This is a genomic window from Collinsella provencensis (assembly GCF_900199705.1).
Classification (GTDB): domain Bacteria; phylum Actinomycetota; class Coriobacteriia; order Coriobacteriales; family Coriobacteriaceae; genus Collinsella; species Collinsella provencensis.
Genome location: NZ_LT904908.1, coordinates 1,439,421 through 1,465,971 on the forward strand (window position 1 = coordinate 1,439,421; position 26,551 = coordinate 1,465,971).

General features: G+C 58.6%; 22 protein-coding genes, 3 tRNA genes, 1 pseudogene and 1 riboswitch. Of the genes and pseudogenes, 18 read left to right on the top strand and 8 right to left on the bottom strand.

The features are described 5' to 3' along the window. Positions 1–133 precede the first annotated feature (133 nt). The gene (locus C1711_RS06375) at positions 134–1,051 is read left to right on the top strand and encodes a peptidoglycan-binding domain-containing protein (protein WP_199824856.1); all 918 of its coding nucleotides are present in this window, start codon (positions 134–136) and stop codon (positions 1,049–1,051) included. A 34-nt stretch (positions 1,052–1,085) separates the two neighbouring features. Next, positions 1,086–1,159, top strand: a tRNA-Gln gene (locus tag C1711_RS06380). Positions 1,160–1,590: 431 nt separating this feature from the next. Here C1711_RS06380 and C1711_RS06385 read toward each other — a convergent pair. The 4 genes from C1711_RS06385 to C1711_RS06400 all read right to left on the bottom strand — a co-directional run bounded on the left by C1711_RS06385 (position 1,591) and on the right by C1711_RS06400 (position 6,190). Further along, on the bottom strand, positions 1,591–2,802 hold the full coding sequence (locus C1711_RS06385) for a coiled-coil domain-containing protein (RefSeq protein WP_234346312.1): 1,212 nt from the start codon (positions 2,800–2,802) through the stop codon (positions 1,591–1,593). A gap of 118 nt (positions 2,803–2,920) precedes the next feature. Next, positions 2,921–3,724: an energy-coupling factor transporter transmembrane component T family protein gene (locus C1711_RS06390; RefSeq protein WP_102338288.1), complete on the bottom strand. Its 804-nt coding sequence runs from the start codon at positions 3,722–3,724 to the stop codon at positions 2,921–2,923. Next, complete coding sequence (locus tag C1711_RS06395) at positions 3,708–5,588, bottom strand: ABC transporter ATP-binding protein (protein WP_102338289.1); 1,881 nt, start codon at positions 5,586–5,588, stop codon at positions 3,708–3,710. The genes C1711_RS06390 and C1711_RS06395 overlap by 17 nt, the downstream gene beginning before the upstream one ends. 32 nt (positions 5,589–5,620) lie before the next feature. After that, entirely contained in the window at positions 5,621–6,190 is a 570-nt protein-coding gene (locus C1711_RS06400; protein ID WP_102338290.1) for an ECF transporter S component, read from the bottom strand. Positions 6,191–6,197: 7 nt separating this feature from the next. Next, a riboswitch (FMN riboswitch) is annotated at positions 6,198–6,339 on the bottom strand. A gap of 56 nt (positions 6,340–6,395) precedes the next feature. On the opposite strand from C1711_RS06400, the gene murB reads away from it, so the two are divergent. The 6 genes and pseudogenes from murB to C1711_RS06430 form a co-directional block, all read left to right on the top strand. Then, a complete protein-coding gene (gene murB, locus C1711_RS06405) occupies positions 6,396–7,346 on the top strand; it encodes a UDP-N-acetylmuramate dehydrogenase (protein WP_102338291.1) in 951 nt (316 codons plus the stop codon). Between the two features lie 77 nt (positions 7,347–7,423). Beyond that, positions 7,424–7,786: an arsenate reductase family protein gene (locus C1711_RS06410; RefSeq protein WP_102338292.1), complete on the top strand. Its 363-nt coding sequence runs from the start codon at positions 7,424–7,426 to the stop codon at positions 7,784–7,786. A gap of 82 nt (positions 7,787–7,868) precedes the next feature. After that, complete coding sequence (yfcE, locus tag C1711_RS06415) at positions 7,869–8,438, top strand: phosphodiesterase (protein WP_102338293.1); 570 nt, start codon at positions 7,869–7,871, stop codon at positions 8,436–8,438. Positions 8,439–8,545: 107 nt separating this feature from the next. Further along, complete coding sequence (mazG, locus tag C1711_RS06420; RefSeq protein ID WP_102338294.1) at positions 8,546–9,430, top strand: nucleoside triphosphate pyrophosphohydrolase; 885 nt, start codon at positions 8,546–8,548, stop codon at positions 9,428–9,430. Between the two features lie 65 nt (positions 9,431–9,495). After that, positions 9,496–10,653: an FtsB family cell division protein gene (locus C1711_RS07870; RefSeq protein WP_234346313.1), complete on the top strand. Its 1,158-nt coding sequence runs from the start codon at positions 9,496–9,498 to the stop codon at positions 10,651–10,653. Positions 10,654–10,836: 183 nt separating this feature from the next. Then, positions 10,837–11,202 (top strand): annotated as a pseudogene (locus C1711_RS06430) (Ppx/GppA phosphatase family protein); the annotation flags it as partial. On the opposite strand, the gene C1711_RS06435 reads toward C1711_RS06430, so the two are convergent. Continuing rightward, positions 11,155–11,601 carry an ECF transporter S component gene (locus C1711_RS06435; RefSeq protein WP_102338619.1) on the bottom strand — a complete coding sequence of 149 codons (447 nt, stop codon included), beginning with the start codon at positions 11,599–11,601 and terminating at the stop codon, positions 11,155–11,157. The pseudogene C1711_RS06430 and the gene C1711_RS06435 sit on opposite strands and share 48 nt — an antisense overlap. A gap of 1,424 nt (positions 11,602–13,025) precedes the next feature. Further along, a tRNA-Leu gene (locus C1711_RS06445) sits at positions 13,026–13,110 on the bottom strand. A gap of 88 nt (positions 13,111–13,198) precedes the next feature. Between C1711_RS06445 and C1711_RS06450 the strand changes: the two genes are divergently transcribed. The 8 genes from C1711_RS06450 to C1711_RS06485 all read left to right on the top strand — a co-directional run bounded on the left by C1711_RS06450 (position 13,199) and on the right by C1711_RS06485 (position 21,082). Then, positions 13,199–13,285 (top strand) — tRNA-Leu (locus C1711_RS06450). Between the two features lie 205 nt (positions 13,286–13,490). Further along, positions 13,491–14,258 carry a MerR family transcriptional regulator gene (locus C1711_RS06455; protein ID WP_102338295.1) on the top strand — a complete coding sequence of 256 codons (768 nt, stop codon included), beginning with the start codon at positions 13,491–13,493 and terminating at the stop codon, positions 14,256–14,258. Between the two features lie 245 nt (positions 14,259–14,503). Then, entirely contained in the window at positions 14,504–15,568 is a 1,065-nt protein-coding gene (locus tag C1711_RS06460) for a glycoside hydrolase family 5 protein (RefSeq protein ID WP_102338296.1), read from the top strand. A gap of 129 nt (positions 15,569–15,697) precedes the next feature. Beyond that, entirely contained in the window at positions 15,698–16,585 is an 888-nt protein-coding gene (rsmI, locus tag C1711_RS06465) for a 16S rRNA (cytidine(1402)-2'-O)-methyltransferase (RefSeq protein ID WP_102338620.1), read from the top strand. Positions 16,586–16,625: 40 nt separating this feature from the next. Further along, positions 16,626–18,215 (top strand): methionine--tRNA ligase, encoded by a 1,590-nt coding sequence (metG, locus tag C1711_RS06470; RefSeq protein ID WP_102338297.1) that lies wholly within the window; start codon positions 16,626–16,628, stop codon positions 18,213–18,215. A 464-nt stretch (positions 18,216–18,679) separates the two neighbouring features. After that, the gene (gene rsmA, locus C1711_RS06475) at positions 18,680–19,555 is read left to right on the top strand and encodes a 16S rRNA (adenine(1518)-N(6)/adenine(1519)-N(6))-dimethyltransferase RsmA (RefSeq protein WP_102338298.1); all 876 of its coding nucleotides are present in this window, start codon (positions 18,680–18,682) and stop codon (positions 19,553–19,555) included. Between the two features lie 3 nt (positions 19,556–19,558). Then, complete coding sequence (locus C1711_RS06480; RefSeq protein WP_102338299.1) at positions 19,559–20,626, top strand: TatD family hydrolase; 1,068 nt, start codon at positions 19,559–19,561, stop codon at positions 20,624–20,626. Positions 20,627–20,668: 42 nt separating this feature from the next. Then, entirely contained in the window at positions 20,669–21,082 is a 414-nt protein-coding gene (locus tag C1711_RS06485) for a hypothetical protein (protein ID WP_199824857.1), read from the top strand. A gap of 18 nt (positions 21,083–21,100) precedes the next feature. On the opposite strand, the gene C1711_RS06490 is transcribed toward C1711_RS06485, so the two are convergent. Beyond that, complete coding sequence (locus C1711_RS06490; RefSeq protein WP_234346318.1) at positions 21,101–22,480, bottom strand: D-alanyl-D-alanine carboxypeptidase family protein; 1,380 nt, start codon at positions 22,478–22,480, stop codon at positions 21,101–21,103. 162 nt (positions 22,481–22,642) lie between these two features. Between C1711_RS06490 and C1711_RS06495 the strand changes: the two genes are divergently transcribed. Then, on the top strand, positions 22,643–23,356 hold the full coding sequence (locus tag C1711_RS06495; RefSeq protein ID WP_102338300.1) for a response regulator transcription factor: 714 nt from the start codon (positions 22,643–22,645) through the stop codon (positions 23,354–23,356). A gap of 226 nt (positions 23,357–23,582) precedes the next feature. Here C1711_RS06495 and C1711_RS06500 read toward each other — a convergent pair whose 3' ends face one another. Next, on the bottom strand, positions 23,583–24,158 hold the full coding sequence (locus C1711_RS06500) for a TetR/AcrR family transcriptional regulator (RefSeq protein ID WP_102338301.1): 576 nt from the start codon (positions 24,156–24,158) through the stop codon (positions 23,583–23,585). Between the two features lie 308 nt (positions 24,159–24,466). Here C1711_RS06500 and C1711_RS06505 point away from each other — a divergent pair, with 308 nt between their 5' ends. Further along, the gene (locus tag C1711_RS06505) at positions 24,467–26,551 is read left to right on the top strand and encodes an efflux RND transporter permease subunit (protein ID WP_102338302.1); all 2,085 of its coding nucleotides are present in this window, start codon (positions 24,467–24,469) and stop codon (positions 26,549–26,551) included.

Consider the following 26,551-nt stretch of genomic DNA (forward strand, 5'->3'; position numbering starts at 1 on the left):
GTTGGCGCCGCGTATCATGATAGCGTGCGCATCTGGATAGGCGGTGGGCTTTCTGTAGCTTGTCGCGAGAATTGTTACACTAAGTGATGGAAACGTGCGATATCGCGCGATACGTGCCGTTAGAGGGGATCACATGGAGCCCATCAAACAGGGAATGCGGGGGCCTGCCGTTGAAGATGTGCAGACGCGTTTGACCTCGCTTGGATATACCATCGACGCTGGTGAGACCGCTGCAAAGGACTTCGGCCCCAGCACCGCTGCTGCGGTGGGCGCGTTTTGCGCTGATTGCGACCTGGAGCCGAGCGAGCAGATCGACGTAACGAGTTGGAGTGCGCTGGTCGACGCTTCATATCGTTTGGGAGATCGCACGCTGTACCTGCGCGTTCCCAATTTCCATGGAGCCGACGTTCACGCTTTGCAGCACGCCCTCAACACGCTGGGTTTTGCCTGCGGTCCGGACGATGGCTACTTTGGTCCGCACACCGAGGCGGCTTTGCGCGAGTTTCAGGAGAATGTCGGCCTGTTCGCCGATGGCATGGCGTTCCAGGACACCTTCAATTACATCGCGCGTCTGCATCATGTGTGGGAGGGCAAGGCGTCGGTCGCCGAAGTTGGCGATGAGGCACGCATGGGATTTGCCCGCGCGGCGACTGTGCTCGAGAACTGGAATATCGCCATTTGCGGCGTGGATGCCATTGCCCGCAACGTGGCCTCGCGCATCTGGAATATCGCTACGGCCACGACCGAGAACAGCGGCGTGGTGCTGTGCGATGATTGCATTCCCGAGGATGCCGACTTGGTGGTAGAAATTGCCTCCGACGAATTGCCTGAAGACGCGGAGCCCCGTGCGACCATTTCGCTGGCAGGGTGTCAGAATCTGCCCCTGCGCATTAAGACCGCCGTTGCCGCTGCAACGCACAAGCCGGCGGTGTTGCGCATTGAGCTCACGGGTATTTCAACGTACGGCACGTTCACGTCGAGCGATGCGCAGACACTTGCAGTTCGTCTGCTCGACGGACTCTGTGATGCATTAAGCGACGAGGTGCGCTAAACTGTTGCAGCCGCGTTTTTTCGCGCGTGCATGTTGGGGTATCGTCCAGTGGCAGGACCCTGGTTTTTGGTACCAGTTACGGGGGTTCGAATCCCTCTACCCCAGCCATCGAGAACCCGCCCGGCCGCCACGGCGACCGGGCTTTTTCGTTTTGCTTCCACGGATTCGAACCCCGCTCGGGGCGCGGAGCTGGGGAAACGCGGACGCGTTTCCCAGCGCAGCGCGCGAGGGCCGGAAGGCCCGAAGCGGAGGGAGGGCGGCCCTCAGGCCGCCCGGCGAATCCCTCTACCCCAGCCATCGAGAACCCGCCCGGCCGCCACGGCGACCGGGCTTTTTCGTCCGCCCAATCCCTATGCCGTTCTTCCGTTGCCTGTGATTTCCTGCACTTTCAGAGCTTCAAAAGGAAGAAATCCATAGGCAACAGCAATTAGCCGCAAACAAACAGGGTTGTTTGCGGCTAACGGTCGTTACCTACGGCATTTCTCGGATAAGTTGCCCATGGCATTCCTCGGATAATTTGTCACCTTACAGCTGAAAGGCTACTGGAGCACCCAACCGCCGAGCCAGCCCCAACGCGGGGTGACAGTGGCGCCGTAGTAGGAGATCCATTCGTTGAGGCTGATGCTGCGGATATAGCCGATATTGTCCATAACCACGCCATTGCCCATGTAAATGCCCACATGTCCATACACAATACCGGCGGCCGTGTGCGGATGCGTCGAAACAGCGACGATCATGCCCGCGGACAGGTTGTTGCGATTGCTGCTCGTGCACCAGGCGTTGTATTGGTCGTTGGCGTTTCCGCCCGCGTAACCAAAGCCCGCGTTATAGAACACCTGGGAAACCCACATGGCGCACAGTCCGCCGCCAGGGCTTGGGGTTGCGTGCGCGGACGAAAGCACGCGCTCGAGCGAACGCGCGCCACCGGTGATGGTGCCGCCGCCACTGGGCCTGCGATTGGCCTCCGCCTCCTGACGCTGGCGCTCCTCCTCCTGCACGGCGGCGAGGTACTCGGCATCGCGCTGGGCGATGAGGTCCTTGACATCCTGGGATAGGTCGTCGAGCACCGCCTTGATTTCCGCCTGCTTGGCCTGCATCTCCGCGAGTTGGGCCGCCTGCTGCTCCTTGAGGGCTTCGAGTTCGGTCTTCTGCTGCTCAAGATCCGCCTTCTGCTGCTCAAGCTCGGCACGGATGTCTTGAATCTCGGTGATGATCTGGCGATCGGTGTCATTTATCTTGTCGACATAACGGCTATTTGAAAGCAGTTCGTCAAACGTTTTGGCGGAAAGCAGCAAGTTGAGCGTACTTGCAGGTCCCTTTTTATAACTGTCGGAAACGCGATTTCCGAGCGCCTCCTGCTTTTCGGCGAGTTTCGCCTCGTTTTCCTCGATTTTGAGTTGCGTCTCATCGAGCTTGGCCTGGACCTCTTCGATCTGCGAAATGGTTTTGTCTTGCTCGATGCTCAACGCCTCGAACTCGGCGCCCAGCGCATCGAGTTGCGCCTGGACGGCGGAGAGCTGTTGCTCAGCGGAGGCCAGGGCATCGAGCGTCTTCTTTGAGGCGGACGCGCCGAAGGCATTGCGAGGTACACCGAACAATACCGCAGCGGCGGCAGAAGCCATTACCGCACGCAGGGCGTCGCGACGCGAAATCTCGGCATGATAGGCGATATTGAGCAATTTGTCCTGCGTGTTGTTGGGGTGGATGCGCTCATCCTTGGCCTGGATGGGCTCGTGCGAAGTGCGTGACATAAAGGCTCCGTTTACAGTTTGTGTACGTCACTTACTAGGACACTAGGATACCGCACTTGGTGGAAATGCGGGGGAACTTCATGAACGTCGCAAGCGTTTTTTGATGTCCCCATTCTTGTTACAGCAGGAAATGCGCGGCAACAAGAAGCGCGATATAGGTTATAAGCAGGGCGATGGCGGGGTAATCCCGCGAAGGGACCATGCGCAAAATATGGTAGTGGGTGCGGTCACCTCCCGTGTAGCAGCGGGCATCCATGGCGCGTCCCAGGTTCTCGGCATGGCGAAGCGCGCTCGCAAACAGCGGTACAACGAGGGGGACGCACGCGCGGGCATAGGCGAAGGCGCCTTTGTTCTCAAGGTCGGCGCCGCGGGCCGTTTGCGCGGCAATGATGTTCTCCGTCTCCCGGGAAAGCGTGGGCACAAAGCGCAGGGCAATCGAGAGGATAAGCGTCCCCTGGCTCACGGGAACGCCCGCGCGCTCGAGGGGCGAGAGGAGCTTCTCAACGGCGTCGGTTAGGGCCACGGGCGTCGTGGTCAGCGTGAGTAGCGATCCCGCAAGCACGAGCAGGAAGAATCGGATGGTGTACAACGCCGCAGCTACAAGGCCGTTTTGGTATATGACAAGCGGGCCAAGCGCCACAAGCACGGGACCGGTTTGGACGAAGAACAGGTTGATGACCGACGTCACGATGAGGAAGAACGCAATGGGCTTGATTTGCGCAAGGAGGCGGCGGACGGGGACGTTCGAGGTTGCGACGGCGCCCGCTGCGACGAGGGCTGCCAGCAGCAGCGTGGCGAACGAATCGACAAACAGACAACTCGCCATGTAGACGACGGTTCCGACGAATTTGACGCGTGGGTCAAGGCGATGAATGGGGGAGTCGACCGAGTAATACTGGCCGATGCTAGCGCGTTGCGCCATGGTTCTGCACCTCCCCATCACGAGCTTGGGCGAGCACTGCCTGCGGGGTTCCCGCCGCTACGAGCTTCCCTTGGTCAAGAAGGATCACCTGGTCGGCAAGTTCGAGGACGTCTTCCATGCTGTGCGTAACCATGAGCAGTGTGGTTCCTGCTTGTTTGAGCTCGTGCAACATGAGCCGCACATTGGCACGGCCACGTGGGTCGAGTCCGGCCATGGGTTCGTCAAGCACGAGGATAGGCTGTCCCATGGCGAGCACGCCCGCAAGCGCCACGTTGCGCTGTTGTCCGCCCGAGAGTGCAAACGGAGAGCGATTGAGTAGGTCATCGCTGGGATTCATGCCTACGGTTTCAAGCGCGCGATTGACGCGTTGAGCGACCTCTTCTTCGGGAAGCTTGAGGTTGCGCGGGCCAAAGGCGACGTCGTCAAAAACGGTCTCGGCGAACAGCTGGCGCTCGGGCAGCTGCGACACGTATCCCACCTTGCGGCGCAGCTCGGAGCGCCGAGAAAGGTCGGTCGTGTCGATCCCGTCTACCAGCACACGTCCGGAGTACGGCAATTTGAGCGCGCAGGCGAGCTCCGCGGATGTCGATTTTCCCGAGCCGGTGCGGCCGATAAGCGCGGTGAGCGTGCCGGGCGATGCGTTAAACGAGAGATGCTCGAGGGCGAGGGGCATATTGCCCGCTATGCGCTGGCGCGCCTGCTGCTGCGCCTGTAAGGTTGCGTTTTCTCCGCGCTTGCGATGCACTCCAAATAGCGTTCGCGCACGTTTGCGCGGGTTGCGCGCGGCGGTGTAGGAGAATGAGACGTCTTCGAACACGATGGAAGGGCGCGCGGCGGCGTGCGGCGCCAACGTGCTCGTGCGGGTTGCGGCCGCGTCGATCGCCGCGTGGCGCGTGGTGGAATGCAGGGTGGACGCGGCTGATGCGTTCGCGGTGCCCCGCGTTTCAGCATGCTTCCCAAAAAGCTCTTCGGCCGTATGCACCTTGTTTGGCAGTTCAAGTCCAAGTTCGCGAATGAGTTCGGGTTGGGAAAACGCCTCAGAGGGTGTGCCGTCAAAAGCCAGGCGTCCTTGGTCGAGGATAAGAACGCGGTCAGCGGCGAGGGCATCGTCCATAAAATGTGTGACGTGCATAATGGTGATACCGCAGGCGCTCAGCCGCTCGATGATGTCCGAAACTGCTCGTCTACCCTCAAGGTCGAGCATCGCACACGGCTCGTCGAGCAGCAGGATTTCCGGTTCCATGGCGAGTGCGCCCGCAATGGCGACGCGCTGCTTTTGTCCGCCCGAAAGGTCGGCAGGGTCTGCCTGCGCATGAGCGCTCATGTCCACAGCGGCGAGCGACGTCTCCACGCGGTGCTCGATTTCGGGCTGGGGGACGCGGATGTTCTCGGGTCCAAATGCCACGTCGTCTGCGACGATGCTCGTGACCATCTGGTCTTCAGGATGCTGGAATACATACGCGGCGCGGCTGCGAATCGCAAGTGCCTGCCCCGGTTCATCCGTGCGCATCCCAAAGACGGTCACGGAGCCTTCACTCGGCAAAACGAGCGCGTTAAACAGTTGAAGCAGCGTCGATTTTCCCGACCCGTTGCCGCCCAAAATGCAGACATGTTGACCTGCGGGAACGCTGAACGTGACACCACGCAGGGCCTCCTGTTCAGAACCCGGATAGGAGACGTGAACGTCGTTGCACGCGATGAGGGACGCGCTTGTGCCCGTCGCCTGCGGGGGTGTGCAGCCGCTCGTCGATTGCGCCCCTGTGATCGGGCACGCGCCGGCACCTTCCAACGGCTCGATATGCTTTTGTGCGTTGAGGTCGGCGTTCCCGGCGATGTTTCCTGCAGCAAGTCTCGCGGTGGTCATGAACGGTTGCGATTCGTCGTTGTCTGCCAGCTTTACGCGATGCGCTTACGGGCGTCAAAGTCGGCGCCGTGCGACTTGTTCAACACGTTCATGCAGGGATTGAGTAGCACCTGGCCCGCAACGATGTTGATGATCATCTTGAGCGTGTTGAACGGCACGAGGATAGGCATGATCATGCCGACGACGTCTGCCATGCTCACGGCGGTATACAGCGGCGTGACCACAAGATTTGCCGCACAGGCAACCACGATCGACACCAGTGCGCCCACAACCATGCCGGCGATCGAAGCGGCGCGCGAGGAGTTCCCCCGTGCGTAGATAATCGCCGCGGGAATCACAAAAGAGCAGGTGGAGAGCATTCCCATGGGCGCTCCGAACGGGTCGAGGAACACGCGCGGAATCCATGAGATGATGGCCACGGCGGCGCCGAGTTTGGGTCCAAAAGCCAGTGCGGCGATGAGGCACACGATGCCTGAGGGGTCGAACATGAGCCATGGAGCTGCGGGGAAGATAGGGATTTGGATGAAGCTCAAGATGAGCGAGGCTGCGGTGAACAGCGCGGCAAGAGCGATTGTTTTAGTGGAAGTGGTGGCGTTTCCCATGGGGAATCCTCCGTTTCTCTCATCCGGACTATAACCGTCGGCCCCGGAGTTTCGCCGGGTCAACCGCTGTGCGGCTCGCGGGCTTCTGCGCGCCATGTGTCTGCGCAGTCACCGCCGGTGGGGAATTACACCCCGCCCTGAAACGGTTTCATCCTAGCACATTGGGTATAGTGGGCAATATGTCATGTTGGAAAGAGAGGTTTCCATGCACGAATACGAGTATGTGAGCGAAGAGATGCTGTGCGTGTTGGCGCAGGTCGCAGGCGAGGACAACGTGCTGATGGCCGAGCCCATGAGTGCGCACACCACGTTCAAAATCGGAGGTCCCGCCGACGTGGTGGTGACTCCACGCACTACCGACGCCCTCGTTCGCGTGCTTGATATGTGCCTTGCGAGCGACGTGCCCATGACGATTGTGGGCAATGGATCGGATTTGCTTGTGGGCGACCGTGGGGTTCGCGGTGTCGTGGTGCTGCTACGCGATAACCTTTCAAAGGTCGAGGTCGATGCGGACCATTGGCGCGTGACTGCCGAGGCAGGTGCCTTGCTGCGTGATGTCGCACTTGCCGCGGCAGATGCGGGCCTTTCGGGCATGGAGCCGCTGTGGGGGATTCCAGCCACGGTGGGCGGCGCGTGCTTCATGAACGCAGGCGCTTACGACGGGACCACGGGTGGCGTGCTCGAGACCGTCGAGGTGTACGTGCCCAGTAAGCACGGGAATCGCGGGTCGGTGGTCACGTTTGAGGCGCGCGACCTCAACTTTGGATACCGTAAGAGTCGCATACAGGATGACGGGCTCATCGTGCTGCGTGCCACGTTCAAGCTGTCCCCGTCCACACCGGCCATGGTCCGCGCTGCGATGGACGATTACCAGACACGTCGAGAGGATAAGCAGCCGCTCGACATGCCGAGCGCCGGCTCGACCTTCAAGCGCCCCGAGGGGTATTTTGCCGGCAAGCTCATCATGGACGCTGGTTTGCGCGGCGTGCGCGTGGGCGGGGCGCAGGTGAGCGAAAAACACTGCGGCTTTGTGGTGAATGCCGGGGGCGCGTCTGCAAAGGACGTCTTGGGTTTAATTGAGCATGTGAAAGCGGAGGTCAAGGCTCAGTTTGGCGTGGAGTTGGAGCCCGAGGTCCGCATGGTGGGCGAGTTTTAGGCTGGATATTGCCCGGGTTACGACTCAAGGCCGTACCCGTAGGAAGTTGGATGCGACAATTTGGAAGGGGAGCGTTCATGTCCGTGTTGTTTATCGAATACCCCAAGTGCTCGACGTGTAAGAAAGCGAAAAAATGGCTGGATGACCATGGGATCGAGTACGTGGATCGCCATATTGTCGAGGAAAATCCCACTGCCGAGGAGCTCGCAGCCTGGCATGCGCGCTCGGGACTTCCGCTGCGCAGGTTCTTCAACACAAGCGGCATGAAGTATCGTGAGCTGGGCGTAAAAGACAAGCTCGACGCGGGTATGTCCGACGAGGATGCCTATGCGCTCCTTGCCACCGACGGCATGCTGGTCAAGCGGCCGTTGGTTGTTGCCGACGACGTGGTGCTGACCGGTTTTCGCGAGGCCGCTTGGGAAGAATCCCTGCTGGGATAGCGGAATCGACTGATGATACGCTGCATGATGTAGCAGGTGAAATGTCAAAACCTTCGATAAGGGACTCTCGAAAGGATCGGCCATGAAATTCCTCATTGCTTCCGACATTCATGGATCGGCTTATTGGGCAGAGCGCCTGTCCGCCGCCATCGATGTCGAGCAGCCCGATCGTATCATCTTGCTGGGCGACCAGCTGTATCACGGCCCTCGTAATGATCTTCCGCGCGATTACAATCCCAAGCGCGTGATTGCGCTGCTCAGCGGGTGGGCGCAGGACGGCACACTGCTTGCGGTGCGCGGAAACTGTGATGCTGAAGTTGACCAGATGGTGCTTCCGTTCCCGTGCATGGCGGACAGCGCCACGGTGCTGGACGACGCCGGGCGTCAGCTGTTCTGTACGCACGGGCACGTGTTTGGTCCGGGGTTGCATGGCGGCATTGACCGTGTGCCCGCATTGCCGCAGAGCTCGGCGCTTGTGTACGGGCACACGCACGTCAAGGTGAACGAGGCGAGCCCTGCGCACGAGGGGCTGTGGCTGTTCAATCCTGGCAGCGTGTCTATCCCCAAGGACGGAACGCATAGCTACGGTATCTATGACAATAGCAAGCCGCTTGAACAGGCATTTTCGCATGTGGTACTGAGCGAAGAATAGCTCGCGCGTTCTCCTAAACACATGAAAAATCTTACGGGATGATTTTTCGGCATGTTGATGCGGTAGCATTTCAACGGTTTTGACGCGACAGGGAAAGGAAGCGGTACATGGGCGAGTGGAGCGAGACGGGGGCCTCGAGTTTGGCGGCGATTACGCGCGACACCTCTACGCTTTCTGATGCTCGGGAAGATTTCCAGGCTCTTGTCGAGACGATTTGGCGCCTGCGCCAGCCCGACGGATGCCCATGGGATCGCAAGCAAACGCACGCTTCTATTGCGAACAACATGATTGAGGAGGCGTACGAGGCGGTTGACTGCATCGAGTCGGCTGATCCCGCGCACTTGCGCGAGGAGCTGGGCGACGTACTGATGCAGGTTGTCCTGCATGCCCAGATCGCCGCTGATGCCGGTGAGTTCACCTGCGCGGATGTTGCTCGCGACATCAACGAGAAGCTCATCCGCCGTCATCCGCATGTGTTCGGCACTCCTGGCGCGGACAGCGTGACGGCCGAATCCGCCGATGACGTGCGCGCCATCTGGAGCAAGGTGAAGCTTGCCGAAAAAGCCGCGAAGGACGAGGGCGCTGCCGGTGCGGGGGAACGGCCCGAGGGCCTGCTTGACGGCGTGCCCTGCGGTTTGCCTGCCCTGATGCAGGCGCAAAAGGTTTCGCGCAAAGCTGCTGCAGTGGGTTTTGAATGGGAGACCGTTCAGGACGTGTGGAGCCAGGTTGCCGAGGAGCGCGCGGAGTTTGAGGCAGAGCCTAAGGGAAGCGCGGCGCGTGAGATGGAGTTCGGCGATTTGCTGTTCTCGCTGGTTAACGTGGCGCGCAAAGAAGGCATTGATGCCGAGAGCGCCCTGCGCGCGAGCACGATGAAGTTCCGTTCTCGTTGGGGCGCCATGGAGCAAGTCGCCTTTGAGCGGGGTGTTGCCATTGATTCGCTCTCCACCAAAGAGCTGAACGATTTGTGGGACGAAGTCAAACGAGAGCGTTAGTTGCCCCAAGCGTGGCATAATAGGGGTACGTTCGCGCAAACAAACTTCAACCGCACAAGGCGCATATGGCACACATTGGCAACAACAAGGGCTTTAAGCTGCCGGGCAGTGACCCCGACAAGACCGGCGATCTTTCGGCGGCGGCCAAAGCTGCCGTCAAACCGACGCGCCGCTCGGCGCGCGGCAGCGACGTTGCCAAGCAGGAAAAGCAAGAGAGAAAGGCTCGCCGATCCGAGCAAAAAGCGGCTAAGGCCGAGGCGAAAGTCGTCGCCTCTTCGCGTGCCTCTCACGCGCGCGCTGACGCAACTGCGTCGCACGCTTCGCGCGCATTGGGGGATGTGGGCTCTTCTCATGGCGCTGCGCGTCGTTCTTCGCGTGGCCGTAGCACCGCAGATCAGAGCGGCAATCGTCGTATTGCGGTACCCGGGTTTTCGAGCTTGCGCGCAAAGACGGCAAACGCTCGAGCCGGCGTTTCCTCGGGGACGTCGACTGACTCCGAAACTCAGCGCGCGTTTCTCAAATACGCAAATGACAACGCCGTTGTGCGTTGGTTCTACCAGCTTGTAACGGGGCCGCAGCGCCATCTGTTCTATCTGGTGGTGGGCGTGTTTTTCTTTATGGGCCTTTACCTGCCCGTTCGTGATTTTTATATCGCCAACCGCACCGAGCAGATTTTGCAGGAGCAAAAGGCCATTCGTGACAAGTACAACGATTCGTTGGGCAAAGAGGTCAAGGGTTATATGTCGCAGGAGGGTGTCGAGGACAGCGCGCGCAAGGATTTGGGCATGGTGCTTCCCGGCGAGGAGACCATCACGGTTGAGGGCCTCGACGAAGAGGGTAATCCTGTAGTCGTGCAGGAAGGCGTGAGCGACCAGGACGGCGCGTCTTCGGGCGAGAGCGCTGACGGTGCGGATGCCGACAGCGCGGGTTCCGATGGCTCGGGTGAAAATGACACTGCCACAAGTGCTAGCTCAGGGCGCCATGGTGCACAGGGCGCCGAGGAAGAAGATTCCGGAAAGCTCAAGGGCGCCGATGCTGCAGACAAAAGTAAGACCGGATTGGGAACCACATACGATCCATCTAAGGAGCCGACGACTCCTGCGGAAGTTGAAGCGGCAGAGCGGGCGGTGTTTGAGAACTCCCCCTGGTACTGGAGGCTTTTGGACGCGGTGTTCTTCTTCGACGGTGCTAATGGCATGGCAGTGGTTTCCACGGGCAAATAGCTATTTGGGCGCGGGGGGGGGTTTGCTGTGAACACACGTGAGCAGGGCAACAGAACGGGCAACTGCCATGGAGAAGGTTTGACGGACGGCGTTTGTGACGGCGAAACGCTGCGCATTGCGGCCATCGACCTCGGTACGGTTTCCTCGCGTCTGCTCTGTGCGGAGGTTCGCGACGGCGCGATCGTGTCCTCGTCCAAGCATACGGTCATTACCGATTTGGGCGAGGGTGTGGACGCGCTTGGCGTTTTCTCCGCTGCAGCGGTGAGACGCGTGGCAGATGCGTGTGCGGAGTTTGTTCAGGAGGCACGTGCGTTTGACGCGCAGTATGTGTGCACTACGCTCACGAGTGCGGCGCGCGATGTTTCCAATGGCGAGGAGCTACTTTCGAAGCTTGTCGCCTTGGGGCTCAAGCCGCAGGTGATTCCCGGAGAAGTGGAAGCGGCGCTCACGTTTTACGGGGTCGCGCATGATTTTCCGGGTCGGCGCATCGCGGTTGCCGATTCAGGCGGCGGCTCGACTGAGCTGGTTGTGGGGGCCTATGTTCCCGGCGAGATACTTGAGCTGGAGCGTGCGCAATCGTTGGATATCGGATGCCGCCTTCTGCTTGACACAACACACGGCGGTATACAGCGGCGTGACCACAAGATTTGCCGCACAGGCAACCACGATCGACACCAGTGCGCCCACAACCATGCCGGCGATCGAAGCGGCGCGCGAGGAGTTCCCCCGTGCGTAGATAATCGCCGCGGGAATCACAAAAGAGCAGGTGGAGAGCATTCCCATGGGCGCTCCGAACGGGTCGAGGAACACGCGCGGAATCCATGAGATGATGGCCACGGCGGCGCCGAGTTTGGGTCCAAAAGCCAGTGCGGCGATGAGGCACACGATGCCTGAGGGGTCGAACATGAGCCATGGAGCTGCGGNAACGGTCACGACGCTTGTTGCCATGATTCATGAGCTTGCAGTTTACGATTCGCATTTTGTGCATTTGCGCGCGTTGTCGCTTGATCAGGTGGAGCAAAGCGTGCAGCGTATGGGTGCGCTTTCGGTTGATGAGATTGCAGCGCTGCCGGGTATTCAGGCAAAACGCGCACCGGTGATTCTTGCGGGTGCCGTTATCGTGCGCGAGCTTATGCGCGCGGGCGGATACGATAGCTTGACGGTGAGTGAGAATAGCCTGCTTGCAGGGGTTGCTGCCACGGTATTCGAAGCGATTTGCGAAGGGCGAACCGCGGTTGGCTGGATCCCGGAGCTTTCGTAGTTGAATTTGGCCGATCGCTTTCTGCAGGTGGCATCCGCTGCCATTCACTGACCGCCATCACCTGTGACTAATTGCTGTTGCCTATGGTTTCTTGCCATCGCCCGCGGTCAGTTGCCGTTACCTATGGCCAGCTGTCGTTACCTATGGATTAATGCCTTTTGGAGCTCTGAAAGCGCAGAGAATCATAGGCAACGGAAGAGTGCCATAGCTAATAGGGTGAAGGGCGGCAGAGAAGGTGGCCCTTTCCGAGCTGGAATTAAACCTATGGATTGCGTTGTTGCCTACGATTGGTAGCAGCTACCTACGGATTTTTCCAAAGTGCAGAAAGATGTATGCAACGGCAAAGAGAAAATGGGCGGGTTCGTGCTCGTGTGCCAGACGCGGGCTTCGGATTTCAAATACTTTCCTCGTCGCGATTTGAGGAGATGGTCAATTTACCCCCAGATTGGGGTGTTCAGGTGTTGTTTTGGGCTGCTTGCGCAGCGTCTCTCAGCCCATTTGGCGTGGACGGCTCCGTGAATCCTGCGGTTTTGTTGGCGAGGATTCTCGATGGGGTATCTCGGAGGTAGTTTTTCAGACGAATTGGGCGCACGGACACCCCAGCCTGGGGGTAAATTAACCACTTTTCCAAAACGTCATGCAATCGCGTGCTGCTGCAGTCATTTTTTCGGACAGTCGTCGTTTCCAATGAATGGGGTGCGTTGCTTTGCAGATGGTCGTTGGTTTTCCATCACTCGAAGCTGTTGTCTTGGTTGTCTGTTGTTACCTGCGGTCAGTTGCCGTTACCTATGAATTTCTTCCTTTTGAAGCTCTAAAAGTGCAGAAAATCATAGGTAATTGACGGGCGACATAGATAACGGCAACGGGTGCCCTTGAGTCCGTGCAAGGGGCACGGATCCTAGGGGCGATTGGTTATTCACTTGTTCCAAAGCTGGTAGGGGCGGTGGGACTCCGCCCGGCTGCGCCGTGCGTTCCGCTTCGGGCCTTTCGGCCCTCGCGCGCTCCGCTGGGAAACGCTGCTGCGTTCCCGCAGCTCCGCGCCCTCTCGGGTTCGAGTCCGTGCAAGGGGAACGGATCCTAGGGGCGATTGGTTATTCGCTTGTTCCAAAGCTGGTAGGGGCGGTGGGACTCGAACCCACAATCCCGAAGGCCGAAGATTTTAAGTCTCCTGCGTATGCCAATTCCGCCACGCCCCCACAACGAGCAAGTGTAACACGCATCCTCAGTGCGATTAGAAAAAAGTTCTTGAATCAAAGGCATCGTTTGGTTAGTATGTAACTCCATGCGGGCGTGGCGGAATTGGCAGACGCGTATGGTTCAGGTCCATATGGGGGCAACCCCGTGAAGGTTCAAGTCCTTTCGCCCGCACCACCGAATTATGAAGGCTCCGGCAACGGGGCCTTTTCTTTTTCTCCAAACGTTTTTAGCTGTGCGAGTCATTCGCCTTTTCAGCTAAAATGACGCGTTTTTGCTTTATTAGCCCATCGCCAATATCTCCAAAAAACTGCTTGACCTTGCCGTCGCGTCAGGGTTTACCGTAACCTTGACGGAAAGGCCTCGACAGAGGGGAGGGGCGATGGCAAAGAGACGCTACAGCATCGGAGATGTATCTCGCATCAGCGGCGTTAGTGCACGGGCGCTGCGTCTGTACGAGCAAGCCGGCCTGCTCGAACCCGCACGTCGAGAAAACGGATACCGTAGCTATTCGGAAGCGGATATCAACCGCTTGCAGGAAATCCTTTTGCTTCGTCGCACGGGAGTTGCGGTTGCCGACATCAAACCTCTGCTGAGTGGTCCTGCGCATGAGCGCGAATTGTTCCTGAAACGCCATCTTGAGCAGCTTAAGCGGGAACGTCGAGAGCTTGATCGCCTCATTAATACCGTCGAAAAAACGATTGAATCTCAAGCGAAGGGAACATCCATGACAGATGAAGAGAAATTTGAAGGCATGAAGCGCTCTTTGGTTGACGAGAACGAGCGCGCGTACGGCGCTGAAGTGCGTGAGCGCTATGGCAATGCCGCGATTGAGGAAAGCAATCGCAAGATGCTCGGCCTGACTCAAGAGCAATTCGCCCGTTTCCGTGAGCTGGAGTCGAAGATTGTCGAAGAGCTTGAGCGCGCGGTGCGGGATGGCATCGATCCATTGGGCGAGGTCGGGGAGCGCATGTACGAAATGCATCGCGAATGGCTTGGCTTTACCTGGGGCTTTTATACTCCTGAGGCTCATTGCGGCTTGGCCGAAGGCTATGTGGCAGACGACCGTTTCCGCGCGTATTACGACCGAAACGTCGAAGGCTGTGCTAAATGGTTGCGCGATGCCATCTGCGCTCATGCTCACGAGTAAGGTGGAGTGATTTGCCTCGTCTTTTGCTGTTCGTAGTTGGAGCGTGTCGGAAGGTGACGGTGCCGGGGCGCGCTGGGTAAAACCGGCTCGCGAAACGTTGGCATTCAGCCGTGCCGACGCGCGAAAGAAGTATGTGAACGCCCCTTGAGTCCTCATCGTGCGCTACGCTTGTCGTATCTTGGGTACCAGACGAGTAGTCATATGTCGAAACAAGCAACCAGATGTCGAGCGAGCAGGGGGCAGCAATGACTGAGAGAATCCGCGGCGTGAACCTGTCGGGCTGGTTTATTTTGGAACCGTGGGTGACGCCGTCGCTGTTTGCGGCAACGGGCGCTTCCAACGACGGAGAGCTCCAGTGCGTGCTGGGCGCCACCGCGTATAACGAGCGAATTCGCGAACATTACGAGACTTTTATCTCGGAAAACGACTTCAAGCGCATGTCTGCCATGGGTCTCAACGCGGTGCGCCTCCCAGTTCCGTGGTATGCCTTCGGCGTTCAGAACGAGCGTGAGTCCTACATTCCCTGCATCGATTACATCGACCGCGCTATGGAGTGGGCTGGCAAATACGACATGAAGGTGCTTCTCGACCTCGCAACGGTCCCGGGCGGACAGGGCGACTCGAACAGTTCTGCAACCACGCCCGATTCCATGGCGGACTGGCATTCCTCATCTAACGGCCGCGAAGTCGCCCTCGGCACGCTCGAGCGCTTGGCCGAGCGCTACGGTGCAAACGAGGCGCTGCTCGGCATCGAGTTGCTCGACTCGCCCCTCATGAGTATGCGCAAGAACCTATTCACTGTAACCGAGGGAATCCCCAGCCATTATCTGCGCAACTTCTACCGTGACGCCTACGATATCGTTCGCACGTATATGCCCACGCGCAAGATAATCGTGTTTTCCGCCTCGGGCAATCCCAGCGCGTGGAAGCGCTTTATGGCTTCTGACCACTTCCAAAACGTGGTCATGGACGTGCATCTGTATCACTATCGCGACGAAAACGCGCAGGACATCACAGCTCCTCAAGGGCTCAAAAATGCGCTCAATCGTAACAAGGCGATCATTCGAGATGCGAAAAAGGCCGGCTTTCCCGTGTTGGTGGGCGAGTGGTCGGGTGCGGCAGTGCTTGCCGGCTCGTCGATAACGCCCGAGGGGCAGCGCGCCTTTGAGCGCGTTTTCGTGTCCAATCAGCTTGCGACGTTCGATGCGGCAAACGGCTGGTTCTTCCAAACGTGGAAGACCGAGCGCCGCATTGCCGCATGGGACGCGCGTGTGGCGCTGGCTCCGCTCGAGCGCGCCATGATGGAGTAGCGTGCGATGGGTATGGAGAGAGAGCAGATGATGGAGGGGCAGACGAGCGCGGAGTTTGATGCGGACGATCGCTCGGCGGCGAACGCAGGTCAAAGGGATGCCGACGCACCCGCGAAGCACCCCGCCGGCATGTTGTCGATGGTCGGAACCCCCATCGGCAATCTGGGAGATCTTTCCCCGCGCGCGGCGGACGCGTTTCGCGCTGCCGATGTGATTTGCTGCGAGGATACGCGTGTGACCTCGAAGCTCTTGGCGCATCTGGGTATTTCCAAACCGCTTATGCGCTGCGATGAAAACGTGATAGCTCAGCGTGCCCCCGAGCTGGTGGAGCGCGTGCTGGCGGGCGAGCGAATCGCTTTTGCCTCGGATGCCGGCATGCCGAGCGTGTCCGATCCGGGTCAAGTCCTTGTAGAGCAAGCGCGCGAGGCGGGGGCTTCCGTCGAGGTTATCCCCGGTCCTTCTGCGTGCGTGACGGCGTTGGTTTTGAGCGGTATTCCGTGCGACCAGTTCTTCTTTGAGGGCTTTTTGCCACGCAAGCACGGTGAGCGCGTGCGTCGCCTGCGTCGTTTGGCTCCCGTGCCCGGTGCGCTGATCTTTTACGAATCGCCGCATCGCGCAGAGGCATCGCTCGCTGCGATCGCCGAGGTTTTCCCTACACGCATGGTGGCACTTTGCCGCGAACTCACCAAGCTGCATGAGGAGGTGTTGCGTGCTCCTGCGCCCGAGCTGCTGGAAGCCGTTCGCGAGCGTGGCGAGCTCAAGGGCGAGATGGTGATCGTGGTCGCTGCGCCCAGTGCAGAAGAGCTTGAGGCTTGGGATTCTGCTGGCATTATTGCTGGTACGGGTTTTGCAGCAGTCCCCGCAACGGCAGAGGATCGCGATGCTGCTCTCACGGGTGCCATCAAGGAGGCGCTTGCTGCGGGTGACTCCGCAAACGCCATTGCCAAGCGTCTTTCTCAGCAGTTTTCAATGAAAAAGCGCGACGTGTACGCGCGCGTGCTAGAGCTGGTAGAATAGCACGTTGCACCAACACCGAGCAGGAAGGGACACGCGCGTCATGAGCACGAAGCCATCCTATTACATCACCACCCCGATCTATTACGTGAACGCCGCGCCGCATCTGGGCACCGCGTACTCCACCATCATCGCCGACGTGCAGGCTCGCTATCGTCGCGCCACCGGTTACAACGTCAAGTTCCTCACCGGCATGGACGAGCACGGCCAGAAGGTCGCCGAGGCCGCCGAGAAGCACGGCATGACGCCGCAGGAGTGGTGCGACAGCCAGGCGCCGCTGTTCAAGGAGCTGTGGGGCGAGCTCGAGATTTCCAATGACGACTTCATCCGCACCACTGAGGAGCGCCAGAATCGCGCCGTGCAGTACCTGTGGGAGCGTATGCAGGAGTCGGGTTACATCTACAAGGGCAGCTACGACGGCTGGTACTGCGTGCCCGATGAGACCTTCTTCACCGAGACGCAGGTTGAAAAGGCGGACGAGGCGCGTGGCACCAAGGGCGCTCACCTGTGCCCCGACTGCGATCGCCCGCTCGAGCGTGTGCAGGAGGAGAGCTGGTTCTTTAAGCTTTCCGCCTTCCAGGACAGGCTGCTCAAGCTCTACGATGAGCATCCCGATTTCGTGCAGCCCGATTTCCGCATGAACGAGGTTCGTTCCTTTGTCGAGAGTGGCCTGCAGGACCTTTCCGTGAGCCGCACCACCTTTGACTGGGGCATTCCCGTGCCGTTCGACGATGGCCACGTGACCTACGTGTGGTTTGACGCCCTGACCAACTACATGACTGCGGTGGGCTACGGTGCCGATGGTGACGAGGCCGCGGCCGACTTTGCCTATCGCTGGCCCGCGCACACGCACATCGTGGGCAAGGACATCATCCGCTTCCACTGCGTGATTTGGCCCGCCATGCTCATGGCGCTGGGCGAGGCCCTGCCCGAGCACGTGTTTGCCCATGGCTTCCTCACCGTTAAAAACGAGGAGACCGGCAAGGCCGAGAAAATGTCCAAGTCCCGTGGCAATGCCATCGCTCCGCGTGAGGTCATCGAGAAGCTCGGCGTCGAGGGCTACCGTTACTACTTCATGACCGACGTGACGCCCGGCACCGACGGCGCTATCAGCTTCGGTCGCATGGAGCAGGTCTACAACGCTGACCTGGCCAACAGCTGGGGCAACCTCATTTCCCGCTCTACCAACATGTGCATCAAGTACTTTGAGGGACATACGCCCGAGCACACCGCTGGTGCGGAGAACCCGCTTTCCCAGGTGGCCGCCGGTCTGTTCGACCGCTATGCCGCAAAGATGGATGCGCTGGCTTACGGCGACGCCGCAAAGGAGGTCATGGAGCTCATCCATGCCGCCAATCACTACATCGAGGATTCCGAGCCCTGGACGCTGGCAAAGGATCCTGCCAAGGCGGGTGAGCTTGCCGATGTGATTTGGAACCTGCTTGAGGCAATCCGTATTTCCGCGCACCTGCTCATGCCGCTCATGCCTTCCACGAGCACCGAGGCGCTGCGTCGCATCGGCTGCGAGGCGGAGGCTGGCACGGACGACCTGCGCGCCGCTTGCGCGTGGGGCCAGCTTGCCGCCGGTTTGCCGGTTGAGAAGGGCGACCCCCCGTTCCCGCGCCTGGTGTAACCGTTGCTTGTAACGAGGCGGTCCAACACTGACGTTGGACCGCTTCTTTTTGTCAACCGGACTTGTTGAAAACGTCTCTGGTCCGCTGCTCTCGGCGATTTTGCCGTATCGGCTGAGACGGCAAAATCGTCCGTTTGCCAGAGGTCGCTGACGTTTCACATTTTTGACGGAAATGCATAAATATAGACGGCGAGCGTAAGTAGACGAGGAAACCCCGGACTTTTGAGCTGGGGTTTTCTTTTTCAAAAACACCCTATACTCGGGAAAGCCAAAACAAATTGCGCATATCCGTCATTTTTTGTTTGAGCTTCGCATTTGAACGTTACTCGGCCCGTGTTTTGAGCCTTTCGAGCGCATTTTGAGATTGACTGGATATTTGAGCGCGGTTCGTGCATCGTTTTGTAGTGTTTTGGCCTATTGTTTTGCTGCAGCTTGATAGCCAGAACATTTTGAAAGGAGTGCGCATGACAACATCCCCGTTGGCAAATCCCACTGCTACACGCGAGATGCTCGAGGCGTTTGGCCTGGCGACCAAGCACCGCTTGGGCCAGAACTTCCTCATCGACAATCATGTGATTGCACACATCATGGAGCTGGCTGAGCTGACGGGCGTCGAACGTGTGCTCGAGGTTGGTCCCGGTATCGGTACCCTGACGCTCGCGTTGGTGCAAGAGGCTGCTCATGTGACGTCCATCGAGATGGATACCGAGCTTGAGCAGGTGCTTTCGGCACACGCCATGGACCACCCCAATTTTTCGTTCATCATGGGTGACGCGCTCAAAGTGCCTCAAGAGGCAATCGTTGCGGCAAGCGGTGGCGAGGCGCCCACGGTCTTGGTCGCCAACCTGCCGTATAACGTGGCTGCCACGATTATCCTGCAACTGTTCCAAACGATGCCGAGCCTCGAGCGTGCTGTCGTCATGGTGCAAAAGGAGGTTGCCGATCGTATTGCGGCAGCTCCGGGGTCCAAAACGTACGGCGCCTACACGGTCAAGCTCTCGCTATATGGTGAGGTGACGGGCCGCTTTGAAGTCCCGCCCCGTTGCTTTATGCCCGCTCCGCACGTTGACTCCGCTGTGGTGCGTATCGATCGGGTGTCCGTGTTGGACGGAGATGCTTCCGCGCAGGTGGACGCCGCAGAGATCGCCCGTGTGGTGGACGCTGCGTTTGCCCAGCGTCGCAAGACGATTCGCAACTCCATGAGTTCAAACGGCTTTAACAAGGATGCGCTCGACGCGGCATTTGCGGCGTGCGGGATTGCCCCCACGACGCGAGCAGAACAGCTTTCTACCGCCGAGTTCATTGCCTTGGCAAAAGCGCTGGCTGGACAGGCGGCATAGACAATGGCAGCAGATTCTAACGTGGATATGTTGAACGCTTGGCACCCGTTGACGTTTGCAAAAAAGAAAAAGGTGTTTGAGCTACCACGTCCGCTAGCTCCGATTTTCGACACTCACGCTCACCTGCGTTCATTTTGGGGCGAAGATAAAGATGCAGCTGCAGTGCTCACGCGGGCGTACGCGGCGGGTGTACGCCGCGTTGTAACGCTTTACGACCCCATTTCTGACGTCAGTGAAGAAACGCCTGATGTCCAGGGGTTTTCAGCATGGCTGAAAACCGTTATCACAGAGGCGAAGACCGGGCGAGGGGATGTTTCTCCGCGAGAGGACGTCCTACAGGGTGAGGGTACCGCGCTGGGTGTGTTTGCCGAGCAGGGCGGTACTGTAGCGCAAGACGCGCGCGCAACCTCAATCCCTCAAGTTCAGTATCTCGTTGGTGCGCATCCGTATGGCGCTCCGGACTATTCCGACGAGCATGACGCGCAGATTGAGTCTGCGCTGGATGACCCGCTTTGTGCGGGCATAGGCGAAATCGGGCTCGATTACCACTTTGACGCCGACGACAACGTCGAGGCTGCGCCGCACGGCCTGCAAATGGAGGTCATGGCACGTCAACTTGAGATTGCAATTCGTCATAACGTACCCGTTGAGCTGCACATTCGCAACGACGCGGATGACGAGCGACGCGAGGCACACGCAGATGCGCTCAAAGTGCTTCGAGAGGTTGGTGTACCCCAAGCTGGATGCGTGCTCCATTGCTTTGGCGAGGACCGCGTCACCATGGAGCAGTTCTTGGAGATGGGCTGCCACATCGCCTTCGGCGGGGCGGCGACGTTCAAGCGAAACGATGCGGCGCGTGAAGCGTTCGCAGCATGTCCGCTCGACCGTCTGCTGCTCGAAACGGACTGTCCGTACATGGCACCCGAGCCCTTGCGCGGTTTGGAATGCGAGCCTGCTATGATTGCTCAGACGGAAGACGTTCTCATCTATGATCGAGCTGACCGAACGGGAGAGTTGCCCGAGCAGATCGCCCGAGCGATTTGGAGTACGTCGACGGCGTTATTTGCGTAGGAGTTTGCATAGACCCGCGTGCGAACGTGTTGGGAGATAGGTATGAGCAGCAAGGAAAGCAAAAAGAAGCTGACGCCCGAGGAGCGTGCAGAGCAGGATGCCAAGGCGATGGAAAGCGCTCGCAGGCTGCGTGAACGTCGCGAGGCAGCGCGTGGCGAAGCGCCTATCGACCGCGACATCCACCTCTCACTGCCGTTGACGCGCGTGTTCATTCCGCTCATCCTGCTTACGCTGGTCATGTATGGCGTCACGCGGTTTGCCATGTCCAGCCACAACACCGAGCTCTTCCGAATTTCCGGTATTGCGACGACGGTGCTCTTCATCACGGCATTTGTGGTGTGGTTCGTTTCGCGTCATCAGGCGAAGAAACTCACGGAAGAAATGCGCGGTCCAAAAGAGCGGTCCGAGGAAAAGCCCAAGAAGAAGCTGCTCAAGGGCAAGCGCAAAGACGGATAAAAGCGAGCGGCGTTCGCGCTACTCTTCCGGATTCCAGTTGTCGCACGCAAGTGGATCGGGCGCTTCGCAGTAAACGGAGCTTTCCGCCGTGCTCGGTTCGCCTTTGAAGAACCTGATTAAGCGGTCGAACTGAATCATCAGCGAATCAAAAAGTGTCGGCTCTTCGACGGGTTCTGCGGTCACGAGTTCGACGCTGCCCACTTCAACACCGTCTTGCGTGTAGGTGACTGCGCCGGCACTCGCCCCGCGCTTCACCGTGCCAGAATAGTCTTTGAGGTCGACGCTTTGCTCAAGCGGTCCTGCTAGGCTGAAAACTGAAACGGTCGCATCGGGATTGTCAGCCGTCACGCGAACGGTCTTGTCGGTCCAGTCAAGGCAGGTCGCCTCAGCGACAAGAGGTTTACCGCCATAGGTTGCATTGGTGTTTACCAGCGGTATTTCGGCTAGATGGTCGTAGTACCAGTTGGCAAGCGCGAGCGTGTCGCCAAAGCGCTCCTCGCTGGTCTCGTCTCCGAATACGGCGACGTACACCTCGCCACCGTTTTCGCGCGAGAATGCACCCACGAAGCAGCGCTTCGCTTCGTACGTCGACCCTGTTTTACCGCCGATGTTGCCCTGCTGACCCTGGATCTCGTTCCTGACGGTCAACTCGACGGTTCGCTCGGTGCCGTCGGCTGAGGTGACGTGCATGTCGGTGCGGTCGCTGTTGTTGATCCTGCGGAAATCGTCATTTTTCATCGCGGCGGCGTAGATGGTCAAGATGTCGCGTGCGGTCGAATGGAGGTCGCCCTCCCAGCCGTTGAAGTCCAGACCGTGCGGGTTCTCAAACAGGGTGTCGGTGCAACCGAGCTCCTGGGCGCGTTTGTTCATGGCATCGACGAACGTTTGGAATGGATTGTTCGACGAGGGGTCGATGTGCGCTCCGACCGTTGTGGCGATGGCCATGGCGGCATCGTTGCCGCTGTGCACCATGAGGCCCGTGAGCGCCTCTTCCATGGTGAGCGTGTCACCTTCCTGGAGCTTTACATTCGACTCGCCTACGGTCGCCGCGGCATGGTCGACGGTCACGATGTCGGTGAGCTCGCAGTTCTCGAGGGCGAGCAGGGCGGTCATGACCTTGGTAGTCGATGCGATTCGGATAGGTGCGTCTGCGTCGCGCTCGAACAAGACGGTTCCGTCCTGCGTCATGAGCATGGCGTGAGGACAGACGAGATCAGGCAGCTCGGAGGCATCGATACCGCGTTCTTCAGCGGTTTTTCCCAAGATGATGTCGGACGTGCGCACTTCTCCGAGCGCAGGCACGGGGGAGGCGGCGATCGCCAGCGCGGTGGCAAGGGAGAGAGCTAGGATGCGCAGGGTGACGGTGCGACAATCAGTCGAAGTGCGTTTGAGAAGCACGATGCGCCTTTCTAGGTAAGCGATTTTTCACTGAGACGAGCATAGCAGTTGGCTGCATGTGTTTGGGCGACGCGCTCTGCTTAAAACTCGCTTAACGTGTGAGATATGGAGGGTGAGGGGCGGGTGTTCGGCCATAATAGCGTTGGGCGAAAGGAGCACGACGTGGAGACACCGCGCATCCTCGTTGTTGACGACGAGAAGACCATTACCGACCTTGTGGGGATTTACCTGCGCAATGAGGGCTACGATGTGACGCTGGCATATTCCGGCGCCGATGCTGCGCGCTTGATTTTGGAGCAGGAGTTCGACCTGGCGGTGTTGGACATCATGCTTCCCGATGTCGACGGTTTTGAGCTGTTGCGGACGATTCGAACTGAGCGGACGTATCCGGTCATTATGCTTACCGCGCGAGACAGCCAGGCCGACAAGATCGAGGGGCTGACGCTGGGCGCCGATGACTACATGGTCAAGCCCTTCCGCCCGCTTGAGCTGGTGGCGCGCTGCAAGGCTCAGCTGCGCAGGTACACCAGCTACGGTACGCGCGATCAGGCGGCGGGTGCCGAAGTTGACGGCCCTATCATTTCGTTCAACGGTCTTGAGATCAATCGCGATGCGCACAGCGTGACCGTAGACGAGAAGCCGGTGCGTTGCACGCCGCTCGAATATTCCATCCTGTTATATCTGGCGGAGCATCGCGGCAGCGTGGTTCCTGTTGAGGAGTTGTTCCGTGCCGTGTGGGACGAGGAGTTCATGGCGGGTTCCAACAACACCGTGATGGTGCACATTCGTCACCTGCGCGAGAAGATCGGTGACGACGCGCAGAACCCGCGGTTCATCAAGAACATATGGGGCGTGGGGTACACGATCGAGGGGTAGTAAAACCCAATTTGTTTGAGCCGGTTTAACGACCGGCTCTTTTGTATCGTGAAATCTGGCATTCAATCTATTTGTCGTCGGGGGCGCTCCGTCAACGAAGTTTAAGACCGCTAAAAGAAGTTAAAAGAAATCAACAGCGCTAAAAACGTTTCGATGTGTTTGGCTCCGTTTCGCTTTGTTTGGGCTTATTGACGCGTAAGCGCTGACAGGTGGACGAGCCCGATAACTACTGCTCCGTTACGGTGCGGGTGGAGCGGATGAGGCGTTCGAGGGCGTCGTTGACTTCGGTGATGGTGACGTCGCCCCCCTTGCCGCTCAACCACGACGTGTAGGCGTGCAGCATGCCTCCCACCACATAGTCTGTTATAAAAAAGATAAACGGCATCTCGTCGGGATATTCGACGGTCAACTTGCTGATCATCTGCTCGCGCAGGCGTTCTTCAAGTAGCGCAATGACGGGCAGTAGTTTTTTGCAGAACACTAGACGGTGGAGCAAGTCACTGTTTTCAATCAGGAAGGCGCCGATGCGGTCGAGGATGGGTCGGGGATTTTGAAGAAACGACGAGTCCATGACTTCCTCGAGAATCACCGTGAGGCGCTGTACAAGCTTCTCGGTAAGAGATGACTCAAGATCATGAATCCCGTCGTAATGCGCGTAAAACGTCCCGCGATTGAGATCCGCCCTGCGCGTGACGTCGGTCACGCTGATCTTCTCCGCATCTTTTTCTGAGAGCAGTTCAAGATACGCCTCCTCAAGCAGGCGAATCGACCTTAATGCATTCCTGTTTTTCTTCTCTTCCATGGCGTACCTCGCGAATCGAATAAACCGACGTTGCGTACTGTACCCATATTGTACGTAATTCAACAAGTGTGTGGAATATTACTTTCTCTTGCACACTGAGACGACGCTTTGAATCATTCTGATTTGAAATCGAACGTTTTAACACAGAAATAAAGCAAACTGTCGCAATCTATACAGCTTTCCCATGAGGCGTTCTATTCTTTTTCGTCGTCTAGAAAAGCGAAAGAGCGGGGGTATAAAGCCTCTCGTGTCTTTTTTCCATCACATGTTCGTATTCGAATGAGTGTAGACAAGGAGGCCTATCAACGATGGAGAAGTTCTTCCGAGAGGTGTTGCGGCGCAGAAAGCTGGTGATCTCTGCGTTCGCCGTGCTTGCAATAGCGTGCGCAATCTGTATCCCGCAGGTTGCCATCGATGCAAACATGAGCGACTACCTGCCCGAGAGCGCGAAATCGAGCCAGGATCTCAAGGATATGAAAGAGATTTACGGCAACGATATCGCCAACGCGCGTATCTACGTTACCGGCATTTCGCAGGCGGACGCCGAGCATTTTGCGGATACCTTGCGTTCCGAGGATCAGGTTATCTCGGTGTCGTGGCTCGGCGATGCGGTTGATCTTCACCAGCCGCTCGGCGTGCAGAATCAGGATTTGATTGAAGAGTGGCACAAGGCCGACGACGAGGGTTACCTGTATTCGCTCGTCCTGCCTGACGATGTTGAACAGGCGACCATCGATCAGTTTCGTTCCGAGGCGGAGGCGATTGACGGTGCACAGACCGTTGCAATCGACGGTTCCGCGGCCTCAACCGCGTACAACATGTCGACCATCAGCTCGGACATGACGCGCATTATGGCCATCGCCATCGTCGTGGTGTTCCTCATCGTGTTGCTTAACACCACAAGCTACCTGCATCCCGTGGTGATGCTGCTGACTATCGGCGTTGCCATTGTGCTCAACATGGGCACCAACATCTTCCGCGGCACCATTTCGAACATCACGCAATTGGTGGCGAGCGTGCTGCAGCTGGCTGTTTCGATGGACTACTCCATCGTGCTGTTGACCAACTTCGGCCGCGCCCGCGAGACCACCGACGACCAGTTTGAGGCCATGGTCCAGGCCATGACACAGTCGTTCTCGGTCATTTTGTCCTCCGCGGCGGTCACGTTCTTCGGCTTCCTTTCCCTTGCCGCCATGCAGTTCCAAATCGGTGCCGATATGGGTATCGCTCTTGCAAAGGGCATTGTGTGCTCGTTCTTCTCAATCATCCTGCTCATGCCCTGCATTCTCTACAACATGAGACACGTGGTGGAGAAGACGACTCACAAGCCGTTTATCAGGTCGTTTAAGGGTCTGACGAACGTTTGCACCAAATCTGCCGGCGTGGCCTTTGCCATCGCCGTCGTTATCGCCGTGCCGTGCCTCGTGGCTTCGAGTCGCGTGGACTTTACCTACAGCGAGTCGGCAAACTTGGCCGCCGACGCTCCGGTGAAGACGGACGGACATGTTATCGACGAGGCGTTCGGCGAGTCCCAGGTCTGGGCCGTCATGGTGCCTGAGGGCCATTGGGCAGAGGAGAAAGCGCTCGTAGACGAGCTGAAGGAGCTGCCGACCACTAAGACGATCCTCTCTTATGACACCATCGCCACCGCCGCGTTGCCCTCGGGTCTTGGCGATGAGAGCGAGGTGAGTCAGTTGCTGAACGACGGTTGGAGCCGCATCGTGCTCACGTCGAATATCCCAGATGAATCCGACGAGGCGTACGGCCTGGTGGACACCGTGCGTGGCCTGTGCGAGGAGCATTTTGGCGACGACTACAAGCTCGTGGGCAACACGGTGAGCTACTACGACATTCGCTCGGTCACGAGCTCGGATAACACACTCGTGAAAGTGGCCTCGATTTTGGCTATCGGCGCAGTGCTGCTCGTCATGTTCAAATCGGTTTCGATTCCGGTGATTTTGATCAGCGCCATTGAGGTTTCGATTTGGATTAACGAGGCGGTCCCGTATTTCACCGGCGACACGATCAACTTCGTCGCCTTCCTGGTGATCGATGCCGTTCAGCTGGGCGCTGCGGTTGACTACGCCATCATCTACACCGAGGAGTACCTCAAGCTTCGCCGCGAGATGCCCAAACGCGAGGCTTCGGTGCTGGCTATCGAACACACCGCTCAGCCCATTTTGACGTCGAGTTCCATTTTGATTCTGGCTTGTCTGGGCATCACGTTCAGCGTTTCGAGTCCCATGATTCAGCAGGTAGGCATGCTGATTGCGCGCGGTGCGCTGATTTCGGTCATATTGATTTTCTTCGTGCTGCCGCTGCTGTTCCGCATGCTCGATGGCTTTGTGCGCCATACGAGCTACAAGATTGGTTTCTATCAAGGAGGATGTTAG

Bases quoted from the DNA above. Each gene is read 5' to 3' on its own strand.
- C1711_RS06375 (WP_199824856.1), top strand. From the start codon at position 134: ATGGAGCCCATCAAACAGGGAATGCGGGGGCCTGCCGTTGAAGATGTG.
- C1711_RS06385 (WP_234346312.1), bottom strand. From the start codon at position 2,802: ATGTCACGCACTTCGCACGAGCCCATCCAGGCCAAGGATGAGCGCATC.
- C1711_RS06390 (WP_102338288.1), bottom strand. From the start codon at position 3,724: ATGGCGCAACGCGCTAGCATCGGCCAGTATTACTCGGTCGACTCCCCC.
- C1711_RS06395 (WP_102338289.1), bottom strand. From the start codon at position 5,588: ATGACCACCGCGAGACTTGCTGCAGGAAACATCGCCGGGAACGCCGAC.
- C1711_RS06400 (WP_102338290.1), bottom strand. From the start codon at position 6,190: ATGGGAAACGCCACCACTTCCACTAAAACAATCGCTCTTGCCGCGCTG.
- murB (WP_102338291.1), top strand. From the start codon at position 6,396: ATGCACGAATACGAGTATGTGAGCGAAGAGATGCTGTGCGTGTTGGCG.
- C1711_RS06410 (WP_102338292.1), top strand. From the start codon at position 7,424: ATGTCCGTGTTGTTTATCGAATACCCCAAGTGCTCGACGTGTAAGAAA.
- yfcE (WP_102338293.1), top strand. From the start codon at position 7,869: ATGAAATTCCTCATTGCTTCCGACATTCATGGATCGGCTTATTGGGCA.
- mazG (WP_102338294.1), top strand. From the start codon at position 8,546: ATGGGCGAGTGGAGCGAGACGGGGGCCTCGAGTTTGGCGGCGATTACG.
- C1711_RS07870 (WP_234346313.1), top strand. From the start codon at position 9,496: ATGGCACACATTGGCAACAACAAGGGCTTTAAGCTGCCGGGCAGTGAC.
- C1711_RS06455 (WP_102338295.1), top strand. From the start codon at position 13,491: ATGGCAAAGAGACGCTACAGCATCGGAGATGTATCTCGCATCAGCGGC.
- C1711_RS06460 (WP_102338296.1), top strand. From the start codon at position 14,504: ATGACTGAGAGAATCCGCGGCGTGAACCTGTCGGGCTGGTTTATTTTG.
- rsmI (WP_102338620.1), top strand. From the start codon at position 15,698: ATGTTGTCGATGGTCGGAACCCCCATCGGCAATCTGGGAGATCTTTCC.
- metG (WP_102338297.1), top strand. From the start codon at position 16,626: ATGAGCACGAAGCCATCCTATTACATCACCACCCCGATCTATTACGTG.
- rsmA (WP_102338298.1), top strand. From the start codon at position 18,680: ATGACAACATCCCCGTTGGCAAATCCCACTGCTACACGCGAGATGCTC.
- C1711_RS06480 (WP_102338299.1), top strand. From the start codon at position 19,559: ATGGCAGCAGATTCTAACGTGGATATGTTGAACGCTTGGCACCCGTTG.
- C1711_RS06485 (WP_199824857.1), top strand. From the start codon at position 20,669: ATGAGCAGCAAGGAAAGCAAAAAGAAGCTGACGCCCGAGGAGCGTGCA.
- C1711_RS06500 (WP_102338301.1), bottom strand. From the start codon at position 24,158: ATGGAAGAGAAGAAAAACAGGAATGCATTAAGGTCGATTCGCCTGCTT.
- C1711_RS06505 (WP_102338302.1), top strand. From the start codon at position 24,467: ATGGAGAAGTTCTTCCGAGAGGTGTTGCGGCGCAGAAAGCTGGTGATC.